We start from the raw sequence: 19,814 nt of genomic DNA on the forward strand, positions 1-19,814 counted from the left end.
TTAACAGCTGCAAGAAAGATGAATTCTGGATTTGATATTTATTTGGTATATAGTAACAAATGTGAGTCTTTTTGGTACGTTGTTTGAATTATTTAACAACGCCAAATGGTTTTTAAAAAACGGCCTATGATTAAAGATTGAATTTATGATGATGGTTTGTTTCGGGCAAATCAAGATTTTTAAATATTTTATTTCCAAAAACTAGAACTAATTATTATTTGTATGAAAAAAAAATGCACTGATCACTATTGCACAATCCAGGATCAATCTTCTATGGTTGATGGATATGCAAAGCTGGGTAAAAAAATGTTTTTGACGGCAATAATGTTTTTATTTACATTATTGTCGTTTGCCCAAGACAAAATTGTTGTGTCCGGGAAAGTGTCGGATGCGATGGGGTTACCAATTCCTGGAGTTACTGTACATGTACAGGGAGCTAAAGGAGAAGCCATAACAGATTTAGATGGTAAATATACTTTGAAAGATGTAGATTCAAATGCCACTTTGGAATTTACTTATTTGGGTATGGAGACCACTTTTGCAAAAGTGGCAGATCGTAAAGTGATTAATACCACTATGAAAGAAACCGAATCGGCGCTTCATGAGGTGGTGGTTGTGGGGTTTGGTACTCAAAAGAAAGCTAACTTGACTGGTTCGGTTACGCAGATTAAAATGGATGAAGTTTTAGGAGATCGTCCTGTTACTACTGTTGCAGCTGCACTTCAGGGTGCGGTTCCGGGGCTTACTATTACTAATCCAGCAACACCTGGAGCAGCAGCCACTTTTAATATTCGTGGTACAACGTCTATTAATGGTGGAGGGCCACTGGTATTGATAGACAATGCTGTTGGGGATATTAATGCATTAAATCCAGAGGATGTTGAGTCGGTTTCGGTTCTTAAAGATGCTGCTTCGACAGCTATTTATGGTGCCAAAGCAGCATTTGGAGTAATTCTTGTAACTACCAAAAAAGGAAAGAAGAATACCAAAACAACATTTAATTACAACAATAATTTTGCGTTTACAGAACCAATCAATCAAGTGGAACAGGCTTCGGTTCCAGATATTTTGCAAACGTATGCCAATTGGAGTAGTACCGCTACAACTGCAGGTCCTGAAGGTCAGGATTATAATAAATGGGTTGGATACGCTAAAGACTTTGAGGTTAATCCACAAAATTACCCTGAAGACGGAAGATATTTGGCGCCAGACGGTAAATATTATTTTCTAAAAGACAATGATCCTCAGAATGCAATATTTGAAGATCATGGTTATCAAAATACTCATAACTTTTCGGCTAATGGAGGTAGCGAAAAAATCACCTATCGTATGTCATTGGGAACAGTTTGGAATGATGGACCGCTTATTACCGATAAGGATAAATACCAAAGAATAAATATTGGATCTTATGTAAGTGCTGATTTAGCTAAATGGTTGAATACTTCCCTTGATTTTAAATACAATACTTCGGAGAAATCATTGGTTGGTTATGGGAATATTTATACTCCTAGACAGAGATATTATCCTGTTGGTACAATGATGAGTAAAATAGCTGGTGATTCAAACTTATATCCTGTTAATACTCCCGAAAATTTTATTTTGTATGGAGAACCAACTGTGAATATTAGAAAAAACACTCGTTTTTTCTCTAGAACTGTTATGACTCCTTTTAAAGGTTTTGAGGGTGTTATTGAATATGGACAGGATGATTATGTGAGAGATGATAAAACATTTACCAGAAGTACCAATATGGTCGAGATAAATAGAAATATGTCCCCTTCGGTTGCTACTCCAACATATTCAAATACTAAAGGGAATAATTCGCTGACAAATTTCAATGCCTTTGCATCGTACAGTTTCACTAGTCCTAGTGGAGACCATAGATTTAAAATCTTACAGGGTTTTTCTCAAGACAGAAGTTATACTGAAGATCTAAATGTAAATCGTAAAGAAATTATTAATGCTGATTTACCTTCTATCAGTGGTTCGGTTGGTGAAATTCTTGCTGATGATTCATTTGTTGATTTTACATCTCGAAGCAGTTTTTACAGAGTAACTTACGATTATAAGGATAAATACCTTTTAGAAACTAATGGCCGTTACGATGGTTCTTCAAAGTTTCCAAAAGAAACTAGATTTGGATATTTTCCTTCTGTTTCTGCAGGATGGCAAGTGGCCAATGAAAATTTTATGGACTGGAGTAATAATTGGTTAAACGAATTTAAATTCCGTGGTTCTTGGGGAAGAATTGGAAATCAAAATATTGCGGCTTATGGATATTCTCCAAAAATGGACGCAAGTAGAGCACCTTGGATTGTGGGAACAACTCAGCCTGCAACACTTGGTATGCCTCCTTTAGTTCGTGAGGATTTTACTTGGGAAACAGTTGAAACTTCAGAAGTTGGACTTGATTTGGCAATGTTTAATAGACGTTTGAATATTTCAGGGTCTTACTATATCCGTGAAACTTCAGGAATGTTAGCTCCGGGTATGGAATTTCCAGCAGTGGTGGGCGCGGCAGCACCACTTCAAAATGCGGCTGATTTAGAAAACAAAGGTTGGGAAGCTGCTGTGAGTTGGAGAGACAAAATAGGAAGTGTAAGATATTATATTGGAGTTAATGCTTATGATTCACAAGCCGAAATTACCAAATATAATAACGCTTCTCGTTTGTTGACGATTGATGGATCTGGTAACAATACATCTTATTATGTTGGTCAAAAATTAGGTGAAATATGGGGATACAAAAATGATGGTTTTTATACAGTTGAAGATTTTAAAGATACAACAACATGGACACTTAATGATGGTGTTACTTCTATCAGGTCAACTGGAGTACGTCCAGGAGATGTGAAATTTAAAAACTTAGCCGATAATGGGACTTCAATTCCGAATCAAATTGATGCAGGGGTAAATACAGTTGATGATCCAGGAGATAGAGAAATCATCGGTAACAGTACTGCCCGTTATTCTTATGGTATCAATGGTGGGGTAAGTTATGCTGGATTTGATTTTTCTTTCATAATGAATGGTGTAGGAAAACGCGATGCTTGGGTAGCTGATGAATTAGCATTCCCAATGGCTAATAATACTGCTACTGTTTATTCTCATCAATTGGATTATTGGCAGCCGATTGATGCAGCTAATGGAAATTGGCAACCAATAAATCCAAATGCAAAGTACCCTCGTATCTATAATGATAATAATAATAGAGGTAGTAATATTCGTGTTCAGGATAAATATTTGGTTGATGCTTCCTATTTGCGTTTGAGAAACGTAACTTTAGGATACAATTTGCCTTCCCAATTAGTAAATAAGGTAGGATTTACTTCAATCAAACTTTTTAGCTCAATAGAAAATCCATATACTTGGTCACATCTTGAAAAAGGCAGAGATCCAGAGAGTTTGGGCTGGGGTTATCCTTACTACACAACTACATCATTTGGTCTAAATATGACATTTTAATAATGAAAAAAACTATGAAAATAAAAAAATATTTATTAGGAATCGTTGCAACGCTGGCTTTAGCGAGCTGTAATGACGATTATTTGGAGAAATATCCAAAAGATTCACTTTCTGAAAAAACAGCCTTTGTAACGGCAGATAACTTTAAGACTTTTAGTTGGGGATATTATGGCATATTTACCAGTGGGAATTTCTATCGTAACTTGGATGGTAATCTAGATACCTATAATGGTGATTTTCTAGGTGGATATCTGGGATGGAGAAATAAGACAGTTGACGGTAACCAAATGCGTACTCAATTGAAAGCGACTGGATCTACAGGAAACGGCTGGGTTTTTTCGGATATAAAACGTTGCAATTTAATGCTTCAGAACATTGACGGAAGTCAAATGTCACAGGTAGATAAAGACCATTACCGCTCGGTAGGATTATTTTTCCGTGCCTATTCCTATTATGAGTTGATTTCCCGTTTCGGTGATGTGCCTTGGGTTGATAAGGTTGTTGAAGAAAGTGATACTGATATCATTTACGGAGCACGTACACCTCGTAAAGAAGTGGCTGATCACTTGTTTGACGATTTAAAATGGGCTGAAACACATATCAAGACTACAGGTGACGGAGCCAATACAATCAACACAGATGTAGTTCGCGCTTTAATGTCCCGTTTCTTTCTTTTTGAAGGGACTTGGAGAAAATACCATACACTTGGAGATGCTGATAAATATTTGGATGAGTGTATTCGTGTATCTCAGTTATTGGCAAATAAATTCACAACGATATCTCCTAACTATGATGCTTTGGAGAATTCATTGGAATTGAAAACATACCCAGGTATTATATTGTACAAAGAATTTGTTCCGGGTGTTATTACACATAACAGTAATCGTTATGAAAGATCGGCTGCATTGAGTTATGACATGCCTAAATGGACAGTGGAAAATTACCTTTGTAAAGATGGTAGACCAGTTTCAACCTCAACTGTTTATCAAGGGGATCAAAGTATGTTCAAAGAATTTCGTAATCGTGACTATCGTTTACTAGCAACAGTTGTTCCTCCATTTAGTCTTAAGGCTAAAATTGTTGGCGGTAAAATAGGTCCAGATTATAGTGAAGCAATTCCTAAAGTTTATAATACTGTAGGGTATTATGTTGATGCTAATGTGCCTGACAAAATGGAATTCAATGATGTATTGAAAGCGGCATTCCCTGGTTCTACAAAACGTGTACCTTCACTTTGGTTAGATGGGTCTTCAGGAACTTATAATTCACCAAATATTATTGATGTAGGATTTCCTCAAATAGGTTCATATAGCGGATATACTTTGTGGAAACACTATAATACTTTTGATGATATGGATGCTGGTCAGGTTACTGATAAACCTTTATTCTGGATAGAAGAAACATTACTTAACTTGGCTGAGGCTAGTTTTGAAAGAGGTCAGTTCACTCAGGCTATTGCTGATATTACTATCAATAAATTGAGACCAAGAGCAGGTGTGGCCAATATGGTGGTTGCTAACATTAATGCGGGATGGGATACTGCGCGTGATCAAACCGTTGATCCAGTATTGTGGGAAATTCGTCGTGAACGTCAATCAGAGTTGATGGGACATGGTTTTGGATTTCAGGATATTCGTCGTTGGAAAAAAGGACCTTGGTATATGAACAAACCTTTGCTTGGTGTTTATGTTACAAGAGCCAACTATAAGAATTTAGATGCTAACGGTAACCCTACAGCAGTAACAAATGCAAAATGGACTAATGCTACAGCGCTTCCATTGGTAAATAGAGATTTTACAGCTGCAACAACAGCGGGTTATGTAAAACGTTTTGACAATCCAACCAAAATTGGAAAAGGATGGCTAGATAAGTATTATTTGGAATGGATTCCAACAAATCAAATTGTACTTAATCCAAACATTACACAAAATCCAGGTTGGTAATCGTATAGAAATTTGATTGTAGTTTAATTTACTATCATGAAAAAAAACCTCCTGTTTGAAGCATTGTTAATTATGCTTTGGACAGGAGTTTTTTTATGAAATTAATTTTGGGAATCTTTAGAAGTTTAAAACCTTATTTTTTTTTGAGAAATTTAAAAAGAGAAACATAAAAAAAATCTTTTTGGACAACAAATCAGGATGATTTTGAAGGAGGGGAAAAACGATATTGTAGAGGTGACATATTCATGTATTTTTTGAATAGTCTCGAAAAATAATACGGATCGTCATACCCCAAATCAGCGGCAATGTTCTTGATTTTAACCTCGGAGGTTAACAATTGTAGACATGCCTGTTGCAATTTTAAATGTATAAAATAATCCAATGGCGACATACCGGTACTTTTTTTGAAAAGTAAGGAGAAATGAGAGGGAGACAAATTATTCATCTGAGCTAAATCTTCCAAAGTGAGTTTTTCGGCCAATTTACTTCTCATAAATAAGATGGTATTGTTTATCGAGTCCTTTTCGTCCTGTTTTTTTTCATTGCTGTTTACATCGGGATATAAAAAGGAAGAAACAAAATGATACAGACATAGATTTGCTTTGGTAATGTTTTCTTTACCATAACCCATTTCCAGATTTTGGTACATTATTTCCCATAATTCGATTCCTTTTTCGTTAAAAGTAATTTGCTGTGGACCATCAAAATGGCCAATATTAAAGCTTTTGTTAAATGTTTCCATGTCATTACCGCTGAAATGAATCCAATATATTGTCCATGGATCATTTTCATCTGCACCATAACTTAAGAACTCTTTGGTTGCGGGAATTATGAAAAATTGATTTGGGCCAACTTCAAAACGTTTATCTTTAATGGTGTACCATCCTTTCCCGCGCAAGCAATAAAAAAGAATATTGTCGGTACATCCGTTTTTTCGTTTTCTGAAATGATAAGCTGCCTTTGGAAAATAGCCAATATGGGTTATATATAAGTGACTCAATACCGGATTTTCTTTTATGGCTTTTTGCCAAATGTTATCAGGTAATGATATTAATTTTTCCCCTTGAAACCCGTCACGCTGCTTAAAAGTTTTCATGTTGTTTTGGATGTATAAAAAAAGCATTTAACGCTAAAATACAATTTTATTTTCTTTTAGGGTAATTTTAAAAGCATTTATAAATTATTGCAAAAATTGATTCTTCATATGTTTTTGTAAAAATAATCGTCTGGTTTGCAGTCTATTATTTTTGGTTCTGCTTATAGATGAATGCAGTATGTATATCAAATACTCCACTTCGGAATAGTAACAGAATGAATAGCAGGAACTCTTGTTTTGTTTAAAAGACCCCATAAGATCAAAAATTTAAGGATATTGCGATTTATTTTTTCCTTTTTAATCATTAATAATAAGATTGTCCATTATAATAGTTGAATAGACTATTCATTTTAAGATAAGTTAAAGATAAATTTGTTACCAATAATTCATTCAAAATTATGATAAATGAAAAATGTTTTGGCGCATATAAAGATATACCACTTAGGTGTTTGTGATTATAAGAATGCGGCTTCGAATTGTTTAATGAAATTAGTTTTCTCAGTTTTTTTTGTTTTGATAGGTTGTTTGTCTGTAAATGCTCAACAGTTGAGTACGGGGGGTACTCAGCAGTTGGGCGCAGGCATTAAAACTCCAAAAAGGGTGATTGAGGACTTCATGGATAAGCGTTTTGGAATGTTTGTTCATTTTGGACCGGTGAGTCTTCGCGGCACAGAAATTGGTTGGAGCCGTGGCAAAGAAGTGCCAACAATAGAATATGATAATTTGTACAAAGAGTTTAATCCACTGCTTTTCAATGCTGATGAGTGGGTGAAAATCGCAAAGGATGCTGGAATGAAATACCTTGTGATTACGGCAAAGCACCATGATGGATTTTGTCTTTGGCCAACGGCTTTTTCAGATTATAATATTATGAATTCTCCTTTCAAGAGAGATATAGTCGAAGAGTTGTCAATAGCCTGTAAAAAGCAAGGACTGGCATTTTGCATTTATTTTACTGTTGCCGATTGGCATGATCCAAATTATACAAAAGACCAACCAGGGAATATAGAGCGTTTTGTCTTGACAATGAAAAATGAATTGAAAGAAGTAATAACCCGTTATAACCCTTATATGTTATGGTTTGACGGTAATTGGGAAAAGCAATGGAAGCTAGAATCTGGGAAAGAACTTTATCAATATATCAAAAGTCTAGATAAGGATGTAATCGTAAATAACAGATTAGGGAAAGGTGAACATACTTCATTTTCATCAGAATCTGTGGGAGATTATTTGACACCAGAGCAAAAGGTAGGTGAGTTGAATATGAATGATCAATGGGAAAGCTGTATTACGATTTGCAATCAATGGGCATGGAAACCCAATGACAAAATGAAAAGCTTGAAGGAATGTGTTCAGACTTTGGTAAAAACGGCAGGCGGTAACGGAAACTTACTGTTTAATGTCGGCCCGATGATGGATGGCCGAATAGAAACCAGACAAATTGAGCGCCTTAATGAAATGGGAACCTGGTTGACTAAATATGGAACGACTATTTATGGAACCAAGGGAGGACCTTTTAAACCGAATAATGTGTATGCAACAACCCGTAAAGGAAATTTAATCTATCTGCACATTTTTGAAAGAAATGTTGATAAGTTTATACTACCGGCTTTGGTGGATGCAAAAATCATGAAAGCACATTTCCTTAATGGTGAGACAGTGTCTTTTATCCAAAATAAGGATTTTGGTGTATTGATTAATTTGCCAAAAGTTCTGCCTGATGCGGTAAGTTCAGTGATTGTTTTGGAACTGGATAAAAATGCCGAAAAATTAACTATTATAAATAATTAACCGAATTTTAAATGATTTTCAATACTTCAACAGCTGATGCTCGCTATCCTTTAGGAAGTGGAGCGGGAAGTGATGCCATTCACAGAAATCCAATCTATTCTTATGCTGTAACACATTTGTATGATGATAGCGGGCATACAGGAACTGGATTTGCTTTTACGTTAGGTGAGGGAAATGATTTGGTTTGTAAAGCAGCACAATTTTTTGCAGAGCAATTAAAAGGAAGAGATATAGAAGAATTGATGTCTAATTTCGGAAGTGTGTTTAATGAACTTTCTAATGAACAACAGTTTCGTTGGCTCGGTCCTCATAAAGGAGTAGCTCATTTAGGATTGGCTTCGGTAACAAATGCGTGTTATGATTTATGGGCAAAGAAAAGAGGAGTGCCGCTTTGGAAGTTGTTAATCGATTTGAAACCGGAGGAGATTGTAAACACTTTGGATTTGTCTTATTTGGAAGATGAAATGACCAGAGATCAAGCAATCGAATTGCTGAAATCGAATGTTGTCGGAAAAGAAGAGCGTACAAAGATTATCGATAAAGGATACCCAGGTTACGATACTTCTATTGGTTGGTTTAATTACAGTGATGAGAAAGTAAGTGAAAATGTTCATAAGGCAATGGCCGAAGGATTTACTGCCATGAAATTGAAAGTAGGATCCAAAGAATTTGAACGTGATATTCGTCGTTCACACATTGTAAGGGATGCTGCGGGTGATGCTGCTACAATTATGTTGGATGCCAACCAACAATGGACATTGCCGCAGGCATTGGAAATTTGTCCTCAATTTTTGTCAATGAATCCGTATTGGATAGAAGAACCAACGCATCCTGACGATGTGCTAGCACATAAAGTTTTGGCAGAAGCGATTGCACCAACAAAATTGGCGTTGGGAGAACACGTACCCAACCGTATTATTTTTAAAAATTACCTTCAGACCAAAAGTGCTGGATTCATGCAGGTGGATGCCGTAAGAGTAGGTGGGGTAAGTGAATTTATTTCAGTAAGTTTATTGTGCAAAAAATATGGAATTCCGGTAGTTCCTCACGTAGGTGATATGGGACAATTACACCAACATTTGGTGTTGTTTAACCATATTTCTATGGGGCACGAAGCTTTATTCCTAGAGCATATTCCACATCTTCAAAAACATTTTGTGAACCCTGTTGATATTAGAGGCGGGGTGTATAAAACTCCAATGGAGCCGGGAAGCAGTTGTGATTTAAAAGAATTTTCAAAGTAAAAGAAAACTAAAATCTAAATCAGATAATCAATGATAGAAACCACAGATCTTGTTATCAGTGTTTGTTACGTTATAGGAATCCTAATTATTGGATTGTCATACGGAATACACCATAAAAGAAAGAGCAAAGAAAATGCAGCCAAAGAATATTTTCTTGCGGGAAAATCGTTAAAATGGCCATCGATTGGTTTGGCTTTGTTTGCCACAAATATATCTACGGTGCATTTGGTGAGTCTTGCCCAAAGTGGTTTTGATTCTGGGTTGCTGAATGGTAACTTCGAATGGATGGCCGCTTTCACATTGATATTGTTGGCTTTGTTTTTTACTCCTTTTTACATAAAATCGGGGGTAGCTACATTGCCTGATTTTCTGGAGAGAAGATACGACCGTTCCAGCCGTGACTGGCTGGTCATTGTTTCAATAGTATCGGCTATTATCATTCATATTGCATTTTCGATGCTTGCTGGAGGTATAGTTTTAAAAACTTTATTTGGCGTTGATTTATACACAAGCGTCATAGTGATTTCTGTAATTACGGCTATATATACAATTGTTGGAGGTCTGAAAGCCGTTGTTGTGACGGAGTCCATTCAAACGGTAGTGCTGATAACGGGTGCCACAATTATAAGTTTTGCGGCCTATTTCAAAATGGGAGGTTGGCAGCCTATGGTCGATGTATTGCAATCCACAAACGAAATGGATAAATTGTCTATGCTTCGTCCTCATGGAGATGCCAGCGGAATGCCTTGGTATGCCGTAATGTTGGGTTATCCTGTACTTGGAATATGGTATTGGTGTGCCGATCAGACAATTGTTCAGCGAGTATTAGGCGCAAAGGATGAAAATCATGCGAGAGTTGGACCTTTGTTTTGTGGGTTTATCAAAATATTGCCTGTTTTTATTTTCATTCTTCCGGGCTTATTTGCCTATACTTTGGCACAATCCGGGAAATTGGATATCAGTGCTTTGCAATCCATTGATGCAACTGGAAAAACAATAGTAAACAGTAAAGGAATTTATACCTTGATGATTACACAATTATTGCCTACAGGATTGGTTGGTATTTTGGTGGCGGCATTGTTGTCGGGCTTGATGAGCCAGGTTTCTGGAGCCTTAAATTCGATTTCAACGATGTTTGGCTACGATATCTACAAACGCTATCGACCAAATACAAGCGATTTAAAATTGGTTCGCGTTGGTAAAATAGCTGCGGCTGTTGCATTGGTTTTCTCTTTGATGCTATTGCCTTTGCTTAACAGGTATGAAAGTATTTTCAATGGATTGAATGATATTATTGCTCATATAGCTCCACCGATTACCTGCGTATTCCTTTTGGGAGTATTTTGGAAAAAAGCATCAGCCCAATCTGCGAAATTGACACTTTGGATTGGATCGGCATTGGGAGCGATTGTGTTCACTGTAAATAAAATATTTGTGGAGACTTCTATAGCTCAGGTTCCTTTTATGATGATGGCTTTTTATCTCTTTATGGCTTGTTTCGTTATGCAGGTTATTTTCTCTTATGTGTATCCGGTTCAGCATACCAAGCAAAGCGAAAAACTATATTGGAAATCCTTTATGGAACCTTTGCAAAGTCCAGGCTGGAGTGGAATTGGAAATTATAAAACACTTTCGGCATTATTACTGCTTTTGATGGCTGGATTATTTTGGATTTTTAGATAGTGAAAAAAATAGAAGCAGTATGAAAAAAATAAATAGTGCCATAATGATAATGTTCCTTCTGGCTTTGATCAGTTGTCAGGAAGTGAATAAGGAAGAATCAGCTCAGGCAATTAAACGTGTGGGAAGTATCACCGGAATAAAGTCAGATAAAATAGAATATTATAAGAAACTGCACGCAAAAGCATGGCCAGGTGTTCTTAAAAAATTAAAGGAATGTAACATTCGAAATTACTCGATATACCTTCAAAAGATTGAAAATAAGCATTATTTGTTCAGTTATTTTGAATATACCGGTGTTGATTTTGATAAAGACATGAAAAAAATGGCTGCCGATAGGATTACGAAACGCTGGTGGAAAGAGACTGATCCAACACAAAATCCTTTGCCGGAAGCAGCGAGTAAAAAACAAGTATGGACCAACATGGAAGAAGTATTCCACACTAATTAAAAAGTTTTAAAACATTAACTTTCTTATGCAACTACTAGCAAATAAGATTATATTTCTTACAGGAGGATCAATGGGAATTGGTTTGGAATGTGCCAAAAAATATGCCGAAGCAGGCGCCAAAGTTGTGATTATGGCCAATGATGAGACTTCCTTGGTTGAATCAATGAAAATATTGGGGGATGGGCATGGTTCTTTTTTGGGAGATGTTTCCAATTCTTCTGATGTGGAAAATGCGATTCAACATACTTTGAATCAATATGGTAAGATTGATGTTATTCACAATAATGCGGGTATTGCTAGCCCCTCAAAACCTTTGGATGAAACTGATGAATACGAATGGAATAAACTTTTTGATGTGAATCTTAAAGGTGTTTTTTTTACCACTCGATTTGGTTTGGAAGCTTTAAAACAAACACAAGGATGTATATTAAACACCAGTAGTATCGTTGGAGAAATTGGGCAAGAGAACCATGCCGTTTATACTGCTACAAAAGGTGCGTTGAATTCGCTTACAAAATCGATGGCTCTTGATTATGCAAAATATAAAATAAGGGTTAACGCAGTAGCACCAGCAGGAGTTTGGACACCTATGTTACGAGAATGGGGAAGTGAACAAAAGGATGCAGCTAAAATAGAAAAATATCTGGACGATATTCATGTTTTGGGCTATTGTCCAGAAGGTGATGTTATTGGAGACGCCTGTGTGTTTATTGTTTCTGATAAAGCCAGATTTATTACTGGTAATATTATGCCAGTAAGCGGAGGTGCAGAGTTGGGATATAGACGATTTGAGTAACACATTCAAGAATTTGGTCAGTTTGACAAATAAGTTTTAATAATTAAAGATAGTATGAGAAATCTAAAATTTATTATAGCATTCTTTTTGATGCATTGTGTCGTATCTGCCCAAGATGATTTGGATTTTCAAAAATTAATTGGACAGGTAGATAGCTCGGAATTTTTTTCGTCTCCGGATTATTATACTTGGTGCAGCAGTGTTGTGAAAGGGGAAGACGCTAAATATTATATGTTTTATTCCCGTTGGTTGCACGGAAACAGAATTGAAACCGATGACCCTATGAATTATATTTTTAATGGGTTCAGTGGATGGTGCAAGTATTCTGAGATAGCATTGGCGGTAGCCGATAAAATTGATGGCCCCTATAAATATGTGACTACCGTATTGAAATCCAAAGGCCCGAACAGTAGCGACTGGGATAAATTTACTTTCCATAATCCGCAAGTTCGAAAATTCAAGAATACATATTACTTGTATTATATCTCAAATTCGTATGATCCAACTCTGTTTGAGAATGATACCAAGAAAACTAAGGATTGGGCGCATTGGCTAAAATACAATTGTACACAAAAGATTGGTGTTATTAAGGCAAATCGTATATCGGATTTTATCAAGGGAAAATATATTAAACCCAAAGATCCGTTAATGCAGCCAGATAATGTGAAGACATTTGAAGTGGCAACAAATCCAACTGTTACCCAAGGTCATGACGGTAGGTATTACATGATGTTTAAATCACGTAAACCCAATGTGGGGAATATGACTTTTTGGATGGCTGTAAGCGATAAGCCAGATGGGAAATTTACCATCATGAGTGATGTGTTTACCAATGCGGATATGGCCTGTGAAGATCCGTGTATGTGGTTCGACAAAAAAAGAAAAAGATATTATGCTGCTGTTAAATATTATTCCAACAGTAAAAAATTAGTACCACAGTTTGGCGCATTGGCACTTATTACATCGGAAGATGGAGTGAATTGGCAAGGAGCCAAAAATCCTTTGATTTCAATGCGTGAGCTAAAAACCAAAGACGGAAATATTGAATTGTCACACTTGGAACGTCCTTTTGTTTATATGGATGAAAAAGGACAACCTGCTGCATTATTTGCGGCTGCAACAATAAAAGAACCTTCAAAAGGAGGGGAGCATCCAACATCAGAATATAATTCTTTTGTGGTTTGTTTTAAATTGAATGAAAATAAAAAATAGAAATGAAGAAAGGAGTTCTTGTTATTGGATTGTTGTTTACCCTACTTATTCAGGCGCAACAATCAGTGAATATTATACCACAACCTTTAAGTTTAAAAATAAACAAAGGAAGTTTTGTCATAGATGCCAAGACAACTATTGAAGCTTCAACTTCCAATAAAGAAGTACAAAAAGTAGCATTGTTTTTTGAAAATTATGTAAATAATGTTTCCAAGGTTAAAATCAAAAATACTGCCGGTAAGAGTGCTAAAAAAATCAGTTTTTTGATTGAAAAAAACAATGAATTGGGTGATGAGGGCTATACCATAAACGTTTCTCCAGAAGCTGTTGTCGTTAAAGCAAACAGTTCAAAAGGATTGTTTTACGGGATGCAGTCATTGGTTCAAACCTTGCTTTTGGCTAAAGGAAATGATTTGGTTCAGATTCCTGCTATGGAGGTAAAAGATTATCCACGTTTTCAATGGAGAGGGGTGATGCTTGATGTTTGCCGTTATTTTTTGACCGTGGACATGATGAAAGAATACCTCGATTTGATGGCAACTTATAAAATGAATGTACTTCATTGGCATTTGACTGAAGATCAAGGTTGGAGAATTGAGATTAAAAAATATCCTAGATTGACAGAGATTGGTTCTGTACGAAATGGAACTATTATTGGGAGATATCCCGGTAAAGGAAATACAAATACACCCGTTGGAGGTTTTTATACACAAGAGCAGGTGAAAGAATTGGTTAAATATGCCTCGGACAGAGCAATAACCATTATTCCTGAAATAGAAATGCCAGGTCATAGTAGTGCTGCCATAGCGGCTTATCCGGAATTGAGTTGTTTTCCTAAGGAAAGGACTAAATTTAGGGACACTATTTTTTCATTGAAATCCAGAAAAGAACTTTCAGAAGGCAGAATCAAATTTGTTCAGGAAACCTGGGGTGTTTTTGAGGATGTTTATGCTCCTACGGAATATACTTTTAAGTTTTTGGAAGATGTAATTGATGAGATTTTACCTTTATTTCCTTCGAAATATATTCATATTGGAGGTGACGAATGCCCTAAGGATGCGTGGAAAAGAAGTGAATTTTGCCAGAATTTAATCAAGGAAAAAGGTTTAAAGGACGAACACGGATTGCAAAGTTATTTCATCACCCGAATGGAGAAATACATTAACTCAAAAGGTAAATCCATAATTGGTTGGGATGAAATTTTAGAAGGCGGTTTGGCACCAAATGCTACCGTGATGAGTTGGAGAGGTGAAAAAGGAGGAATCGAAGCGGCAAAATTAAATCACAATGTGATTATGACACCTGGAGATCCTGTTTATTTGAACCGTCCTCAAGGAGATCCAGAAACGGAGCCTATCGGAGGATGGGGTGTTAATACCTTGAAAAAAGTGTATGCCTATGAACCTATTCCTGCTGAGTTAAGCGCAGATCAAGCAAAATACGTTTTGGGCTCCCAAGGGAATTTTTGGACAGAATATATTCCGACCTACCAACATTTGCAATATATGACACTTCCTCGTCTGCTTGCTTTATCAGAAGCGTTATGGTCTCCAAAAGACAAACGTGATTGGAAAGATTTTAGACAGCGTTTGAATCCGCATTTCAAAAGTTTTGAGAAAAAGGGATTGAAATATTCAAGAGGAGATTTTAGAACAGAAATAAAGACAGCCATAGTAGACAATGTTTTATCTATAATGCTTGAGACCGAAAATCCAGATACAGTGATTTATTACACTACGGACGGAACTGTTCCTACAACTGTTAGCCTGAAATATGCGAAACCAATTGCTATAGACAAATCAATTACAATCAAGGCTATTACAGTTTTGGACGGTAAAGTGATGACTCTAAAACCTGCTGAGCAATCTTTTGTTTATAATAAGGCTTTAGGAAAAACAGTAAAATATGAAAAAAAATACAGCAGTTCATATAAAGCTAGTGGAGAAAATGCTCTGATTGACGGAATTAAAGGGACAAAAGATATTACCAAAAACTGGCACGGTTTTCAAGGGAACGACATAGTGGCGACAGTTGATTTGGGTAACGGAATTATGGCGAACACTATTTCATTGGGTTGCATCCAAAATTGGGCAAAGTGGGTATTTTTACCACAGTGGGTGAAATTTGAAGTATCGGAGGATGGAGTTAATTTCAAAGAAATAAAAACGATTGAAAATACAGTCGCTCCGACCGATAAAGAAGTTGTCTTGAAAGAATTTAAAGTTGAAATGCCACAGCAGAAAATTAAAATAGTGCGTGTTACAGCCAAAAATTTAGGGGATACACCAACAGGTCATACAGAAGAAAAGCAAAAGCCTTGGCTTTTTGCCGATGAAATTTTGATTAATTAAATTTTGAAATAGATATGATTCGATTTAATAAAAAGATTGTTTTTATGTTAATTGCCTTTTTGGGAATGATGACGATTCATGCCCAAAAAGTGAAAGCTAGCAATAATAAACCCAATGTAATTGTCATTTTAATGGATGATATGGGTTATGCCGATACAAAACCATACGGGAGTGTAGGATATGAAACGCCAAACTTTGATAAATTGGCTAATGAGGGAATGCGTTTTACACATTTTTATGCAGCTCAAGCGGTTTGTACAGCTTCGAGAGCAGCTTTATTAACAGGATGTTATCCTACCAGACTTGGTGTAGGATTTGCGTTGGCACCTTGGGACAAAACGGCATTGAATCCAAAAGAAGAGACAATAGCTTCGGTATTGAAAAATGAGGGGTATGTAACAGGAATGTTAGGAAAATGGCATTTAGGATCAAAAGCACCTTTTCTTCCAACTCATTATGGTTTTGATACTTTTTACGGTATTCCGTATTCACACGACTACTGGCCAGTGGATTATAAAGGGAATCCGGTTCCGAAAGGCACACCAAATGATTGGCGAGGCAATTGCCCAGTACTTCCGATTTATGAAGGTGATACACAAGTGGGAACTATACCTACTTTAGAGGAAGCTTCGCAGCTTACAACAACACTTACCGAAAAAGCAGAACAGTTTATAACTAAAAACAAGAATAAGCCTTTCTTCTTGTATTTGGCTCATCCTTTGCCACATGTGCCGTTGGCTGTTTCTTCTAAATTTAAAGGGAAGTCGGGCGCAGGACTATATGGAGATGTCATTAGTGAAATTGACTGGTCAATCGGAGAAATAATGAAAACTCTGAAAAAGAACGGAATCGATAAAAATACGTTGCTAATCGTAACCAGTGACAATGGCCCTTGGCTTTCTTACGGAAATCATGGAGGATCCACTGGAGGTTTAAGAGAAGGAAAAGGAACCGCCTGGGATGGGGGAACGAGAGTGCCATGTTATATTAGCTGGCCAGGAAAGATTGCTCCGGGATCGGTATCCAATCAGTTGATGACCAACATGGATATTTTGCCAACAATTGTTGCTGCAACAAAGGCACATTTGCCAAAAGAGAAAATTGACGGTCTTGATTTTTTACCTTTATTAACAGGTAAAACCAATAAATCCCCTAGAGATTTGTTTTATGTGTATTATGATCTCAACAATTTAAAAGTGATACGATACAAAACATGGGAGTTAGTACTGCCACATAACTCACAGGCATATAGTCAGGCTCTGCCGGGAAAAGACGGAACTCCCGGAAAAGTGCCTCATGTAAATGTACCAATGGCATTATATGACCTTATCCACGATCCTGGAACGATACAAGACGTACAAAGTCAGTATCCTGAAGTGGTGGAAGAAATTATGAAATATGCAGAATTGGCTAGAGAGGATATGGGAGATGCGCTTACCAAACGCATAGGAAAAAACAATCGTCAGCCTGCCAAAATGCAATAAGAGCCCGAATTATTCTTTTAAAAAAAGGTTTTGAATAAAAAATAGTTGCTTGTTATAATACAATTTAAAAAAATGAAAACGACTTTTTCTGTTTTTGCAATAGTTCTTTTGTTTTGTGCCTTTAATGCTGATAAGTTAGCTATTGAAGTTGCCAATACGATGAAAATTTCCGAAACAGACACCAAGGATTCAATAGTGGTCAAAGCGGCTCATATAGTTCCAACATCCAACCAGTTTGATGCTCTGAAAAGAGGATATATGGCGATGATTCACTTCGGTCCTAATACGTTTACAAATTCGGAGTGGGGAACTGGGATGGAAAATCCTAATGTTTTCAATATTCAAAATTTAGATACCGACCAATGGTGCAAGAGCATTAAGGAAGGAGGAATGAAAGGAGTAGTTATGGTGGCAAAACATCATGATGGCTATTGTTTGTGGCAAAGTCGTTATACCGATCACGGAATAATGTCTTCACCATACCAAAAAGGAAAAGGAGATGTGATTAGAGAGTTGTCAATTTCTTGCCGTAAATATGGATTGAAACTGGGAATCTATCTTTCGCCGGCGGATTTATACCAAATTGAAAATCCAAAAGGGGTATATGGTAATTTAAGTTCAAAAACGGAGCGCATTATTCCTCGTCCGGTTGCTAGTCGTCCATTCGATAATAAAAAGACTTTTAAGTTCGTCGTTGATGATTATAATGAATACTATCTCAATCAATTATTTGAATTGCTTACAGAATATGGCCCTATTGACGAAATTTGGCTTGACGGTGCAACTCCTAAGAGTAAGGGAGGTCAAACCTATGACAGGGCAGCCTGGAAAGAAGTGATGCGAGCCTTGGCTCCAAAAGCAGTTATTTTTGGTCAAGAAGATTTACGTTGGGTAGGCAATGAAGCCGGAAAAACCAGGGTTAGCGAATGGAACGTCATCCCTTATCCGGGTGAGCCCAGCAGCGTAAATTTGGGATCAGGTTTAACAGCTCCTTCAATGGGAAGCAGAGAAGATATTTATAAAGCGAAATATCTCCACTATATTCCGGCTGAAGTGGATACCTCCATTCGTGAAGGATGGTTTTATAGAGACGAAAAAAATCAAAAAGTGCGAAGTGCCGATGATGTTTTTGATATTTATGAACGATCAGTAGGAGGAAATTCAATATTCTTATTAAACATTCCACCAAATAGAGATGGTAGATTTTCGCTTACCGATGTAAAAGTCCTGAAAGAAGTAGGGAATCGCATCGCGGAGACATATGATAAAAATTTATTGATTGGTGCCAAAGGAGCTAAAAATATACTTGATAATGATCTTTTGAGTTATGAGTTGGTTAATTTGAAGGATAATACGTTGGTAATTACAACCCCAAAAGCAATCAAAACTAATCGGTTTGTTATTCAGGAAGCGGTGAGCACACATTCTGAAAGGATTGAAGAACATGCCATTGATGTCTGGCTTGGTGATAAATGGCAGGAAGTTGCCAAAGCTACAAATGTAGGTTTTAAACGTATTTTGCGTTTCCCTACAATAACGACTACGAAATTTAGAATCAGGATTCTTGGTTCACGTTTGCAACCCGCAATAGCAAATGTTTCGGCTCATTATTATGAAATGCGTCCACCACAACTGGATTTTAGCAGAGATATTGAAGGTAAAGTTACCATTGAACCCAAAAAAGGAGAGTTTAGATGGAAACCTCATGGAGCAGATGTTTTAAATACAGGAAAAAGTGATATGGAAATTCGTTATACGCTTGATGGAAGTGATCCAACATTAAGTTCCACACTTTATACAAAACCATTTCTATTGAAAGCCGGAAAAGTTAAAGCCATTGCTTTTAGGGGTAATAAAAAAGGTAGTATTGCTGTTGAATTATTTGGAATCATCAAGAAAGATTGGTTGCCTTTAGGGACTGAAAGTCAAGTATCCAAAAATCTAATAAAGATGGCTTTTGATGAAAATCAGAAGACTTATTGGCAATCCAAAGTAGGAAATACACAATCGCTGGCTCTTGATTTAGGAAAAGTATATGAATTTAAAGGATTTGCCTACACGCCACAGCTGCAAAATTCTGAAGGAATGATTGAGAAAGGGAGGTTTGAAATAAGTGATGATGGTAAAAGTTGGAAGGTGGTCGAAGAGTTCAATTTTGGTAACTTGATTAACGATCCAACACAGCGAAAATTTTATTTTAAAATACCTTTAAAAACCCGTTATATAAAAATAGTGCCAATCGTAATTGCAGGAGGAAAAGGATCTGCAACTATTGCTGAAATTGGGATATTAGAATAGTGG

At 36.6% G+C, this 19,814-nt stretch carries 12 protein-coding genes; 11 read left to right on the plus strand and 1 reads right to left on the minus strand.

Annotated elements, in window-relative coordinates; translation table 11 throughout:
- Positions 1-222: 222 nt before the first annotated feature.
- On the plus strand, positions 223-3,465 hold the full coding sequence (locus B0E44_RS17650; RefSeq protein WP_077378445.1) for a TonB-dependent receptor: 3,243 nt from the start codon (positions 223-225) through the stop codon (positions 3,463-3,465).
- 14 nt (positions 3,466-3,479) lie between these two features.
- On the plus strand, positions 3,480-5,408 hold the full coding sequence (locus B0E44_RS17655; RefSeq protein ID WP_077378538.1) for a RagB/SusD family nutrient uptake outer membrane protein: 1,929 nt from the start codon (positions 3,480-3,482) through the stop codon (positions 5,406-5,408).
- A gap of 193 nt (positions 5,409-5,601) precedes the next feature.
- Here B0E44_RS17655 and B0E44_RS17660 read toward each other — a convergent pair whose 3' ends face one another.
- Positions 5,602-6,504, minus strand: a complete 903-nt coding sequence (locus tag B0E44_RS17660; protein ID WP_077378448.1) for an AraC family transcriptional regulator — start codon at positions 6,502-6,504, stop codon at positions 5,602-5,604.
- A gap of 405 nt (positions 6,505-6,909) precedes the next feature.
- Here B0E44_RS17660 and B0E44_RS17665 point away from each other — a divergent pair, with 405 nt between their 5' ends.
- The 9 genes from B0E44_RS17665 (at position 6,910) to B0E44_RS17705 (ending at position 19,811) form a co-directional block, all read left to right on the plus strand.
- Positions 6,910-8,295: an alpha-L-fucosidase gene (locus tag B0E44_RS17665; RefSeq protein ID WP_077378451.1), complete on the plus strand. Its 1,386-nt coding sequence runs from the start codon at positions 6,910-6,912 to the stop codon at positions 8,293-8,295.
- 11 nt (positions 8,296-8,306) lie between these two features.
- Positions 8,307-9,539, plus strand: a complete 1,233-nt coding sequence (locus B0E44_RS17670) for an enolase C-terminal domain-like protein (RefSeq protein ID WP_077378454.1) — start codon at positions 8,307-8,309, stop codon at positions 9,537-9,539.
- A gap of 30 nt (positions 9,540-9,569) precedes the next feature.
- On the plus strand, positions 9,570-11,222 hold the full coding sequence (locus B0E44_RS17675; RefSeq protein WP_077378458.1) for a sodium:solute symporter: 1,653 nt from the start codon (positions 9,570-9,572) through the stop codon (positions 11,220-11,222).
- A 19-nt stretch (positions 11,223-11,241) separates the two neighbouring features.
- Positions 11,242-11,670 (plus strand): L-rhamnose mutarotase, encoded by a 429-nt coding sequence (locus tag B0E44_RS17680; protein WP_254423317.1) that lies wholly within the window; start codon positions 11,242-11,244, stop codon positions 11,668-11,670.
- 25 nt (positions 11,671-11,695) lie between these two features.
- Complete coding sequence (locus tag B0E44_RS17685) at positions 11,696-12,466, plus strand: SDR family NAD(P)-dependent oxidoreductase (protein ID WP_077378461.1); 771 nt, start codon at positions 11,696-11,698, stop codon at positions 12,464-12,466.
- A gap of 54 nt (positions 12,467-12,520) precedes the next feature.
- Positions 12,521-13,678, plus strand: coding sequence for a glycoside hydrolase family protein (locus B0E44_RS17690; RefSeq protein WP_077378464.1), 1,158 nt, complete (start codon positions 12,521-12,523; stop codon positions 13,676-13,678).
- A gap of 2 nt (positions 13,679-13,680) precedes the next feature.
- Positions 13,681-16,029: a family 20 glycosylhydrolase gene (locus B0E44_RS17695; RefSeq protein ID WP_077378467.1), complete on the plus strand. Its 2,349-nt coding sequence runs from the start codon at positions 13,681-13,683 to the stop codon at positions 16,027-16,029.
- Between the two features lie 44 nt (positions 16,030-16,073).
- Positions 16,074-17,513, plus strand: a complete 1,440-nt coding sequence (locus tag B0E44_RS17700; protein WP_217341320.1) for a sulfatase — start codon at positions 16,074-16,076, stop codon at positions 17,511-17,513.
- A gap of 72 nt (positions 17,514-17,585) precedes the next feature.
- Positions 17,586-19,811 carry an alpha-L-fucosidase gene (locus B0E44_RS17705; RefSeq protein ID WP_077378473.1) on the plus strand — a complete coding sequence of 742 codons (2,226 nt, stop codon included), beginning with the start codon at positions 17,586-17,588 and terminating at the stop codon, positions 19,809-19,811.
- Positions 19,812-19,814 lie beyond the last annotated feature (3 nt).

Source organism: Flavobacterium sp. A45 (genome assembly GCF_002001005.1).
Classification (GTDB): domain Bacteria; phylum Bacteroidota; class Bacteroidia; order Flavobacteriales; family Flavobacteriaceae; genus Flavobacterium.

Bases quoted from the DNA above. Each gene is read 5' to 3' on its own strand.
- B0E44_RS17650 (WP_077378445.1), top strand. From the start codon at position 223: ATGAAAAAAAAATGCACTGATCACTATTGCACAATCCAGGATCAATCT.
- B0E44_RS17655 (WP_077378538.1), top strand. From the start codon at position 3,480: ATGAAAATAAAAAAATATTTATTAGGAATCGTTGCAACGCTGGCTTTA.
- B0E44_RS17660 (WP_077378448.1), bottom strand. From the start codon at position 6,504: ATGAAAACTTTTAAGCAGCGTGACGGGTTTCAAGGGGAAAAATTAATA.
- B0E44_RS17665 (WP_077378451.1), top strand. From the start codon at position 6,910: ATGAAAAATGTTTTGGCGCATATAAAGATATACCACTTAGGTGTTTGT.
- B0E44_RS17670 (WP_077378454.1), top strand. From the start codon at position 8,307: ATGATTTTCAATACTTCAACAGCTGATGCTCGCTATCCTTTAGGAAGT.
- B0E44_RS17675 (WP_077378458.1), top strand. From the start codon at position 9,570: ATGATAGAAACCACAGATCTTGTTATCAGTGTTTGTTACGTTATAGGA.
- B0E44_RS17680 (WP_254423317.1), top strand. From the start codon at position 11,242: ATGAAAAAAATAAATAGTGCCATAATGATAATGTTCCTTCTGGCTTTG.
- B0E44_RS17685 (WP_077378461.1), top strand. From the start codon at position 11,696: ATGCAACTACTAGCAAATAAGATTATATTTCTTACAGGAGGATCAATG.
- B0E44_RS17690 (WP_077378464.1), top strand. From the start codon at position 12,521: ATGAGAAATCTAAAATTTATTATAGCATTCTTTTTGATGCATTGTGTC.
- B0E44_RS17695 (WP_077378467.1), top strand. From the start codon at position 13,681: ATGAAGAAAGGAGTTCTTGTTATTGGATTGTTGTTTACCCTACTTATT.
- B0E44_RS17700 (WP_217341320.1), top strand. From the start codon at position 16,074: ATGTTAATTGCCTTTTTGGGAATGATGACGATTCATGCCCAAAAAGTG.
- B0E44_RS17705 (WP_077378473.1), top strand. From the start codon at position 17,586: ATGAAAACGACTTTTTCTGTTTTTGCAATAGTTCTTTTGTTTTGTGCC.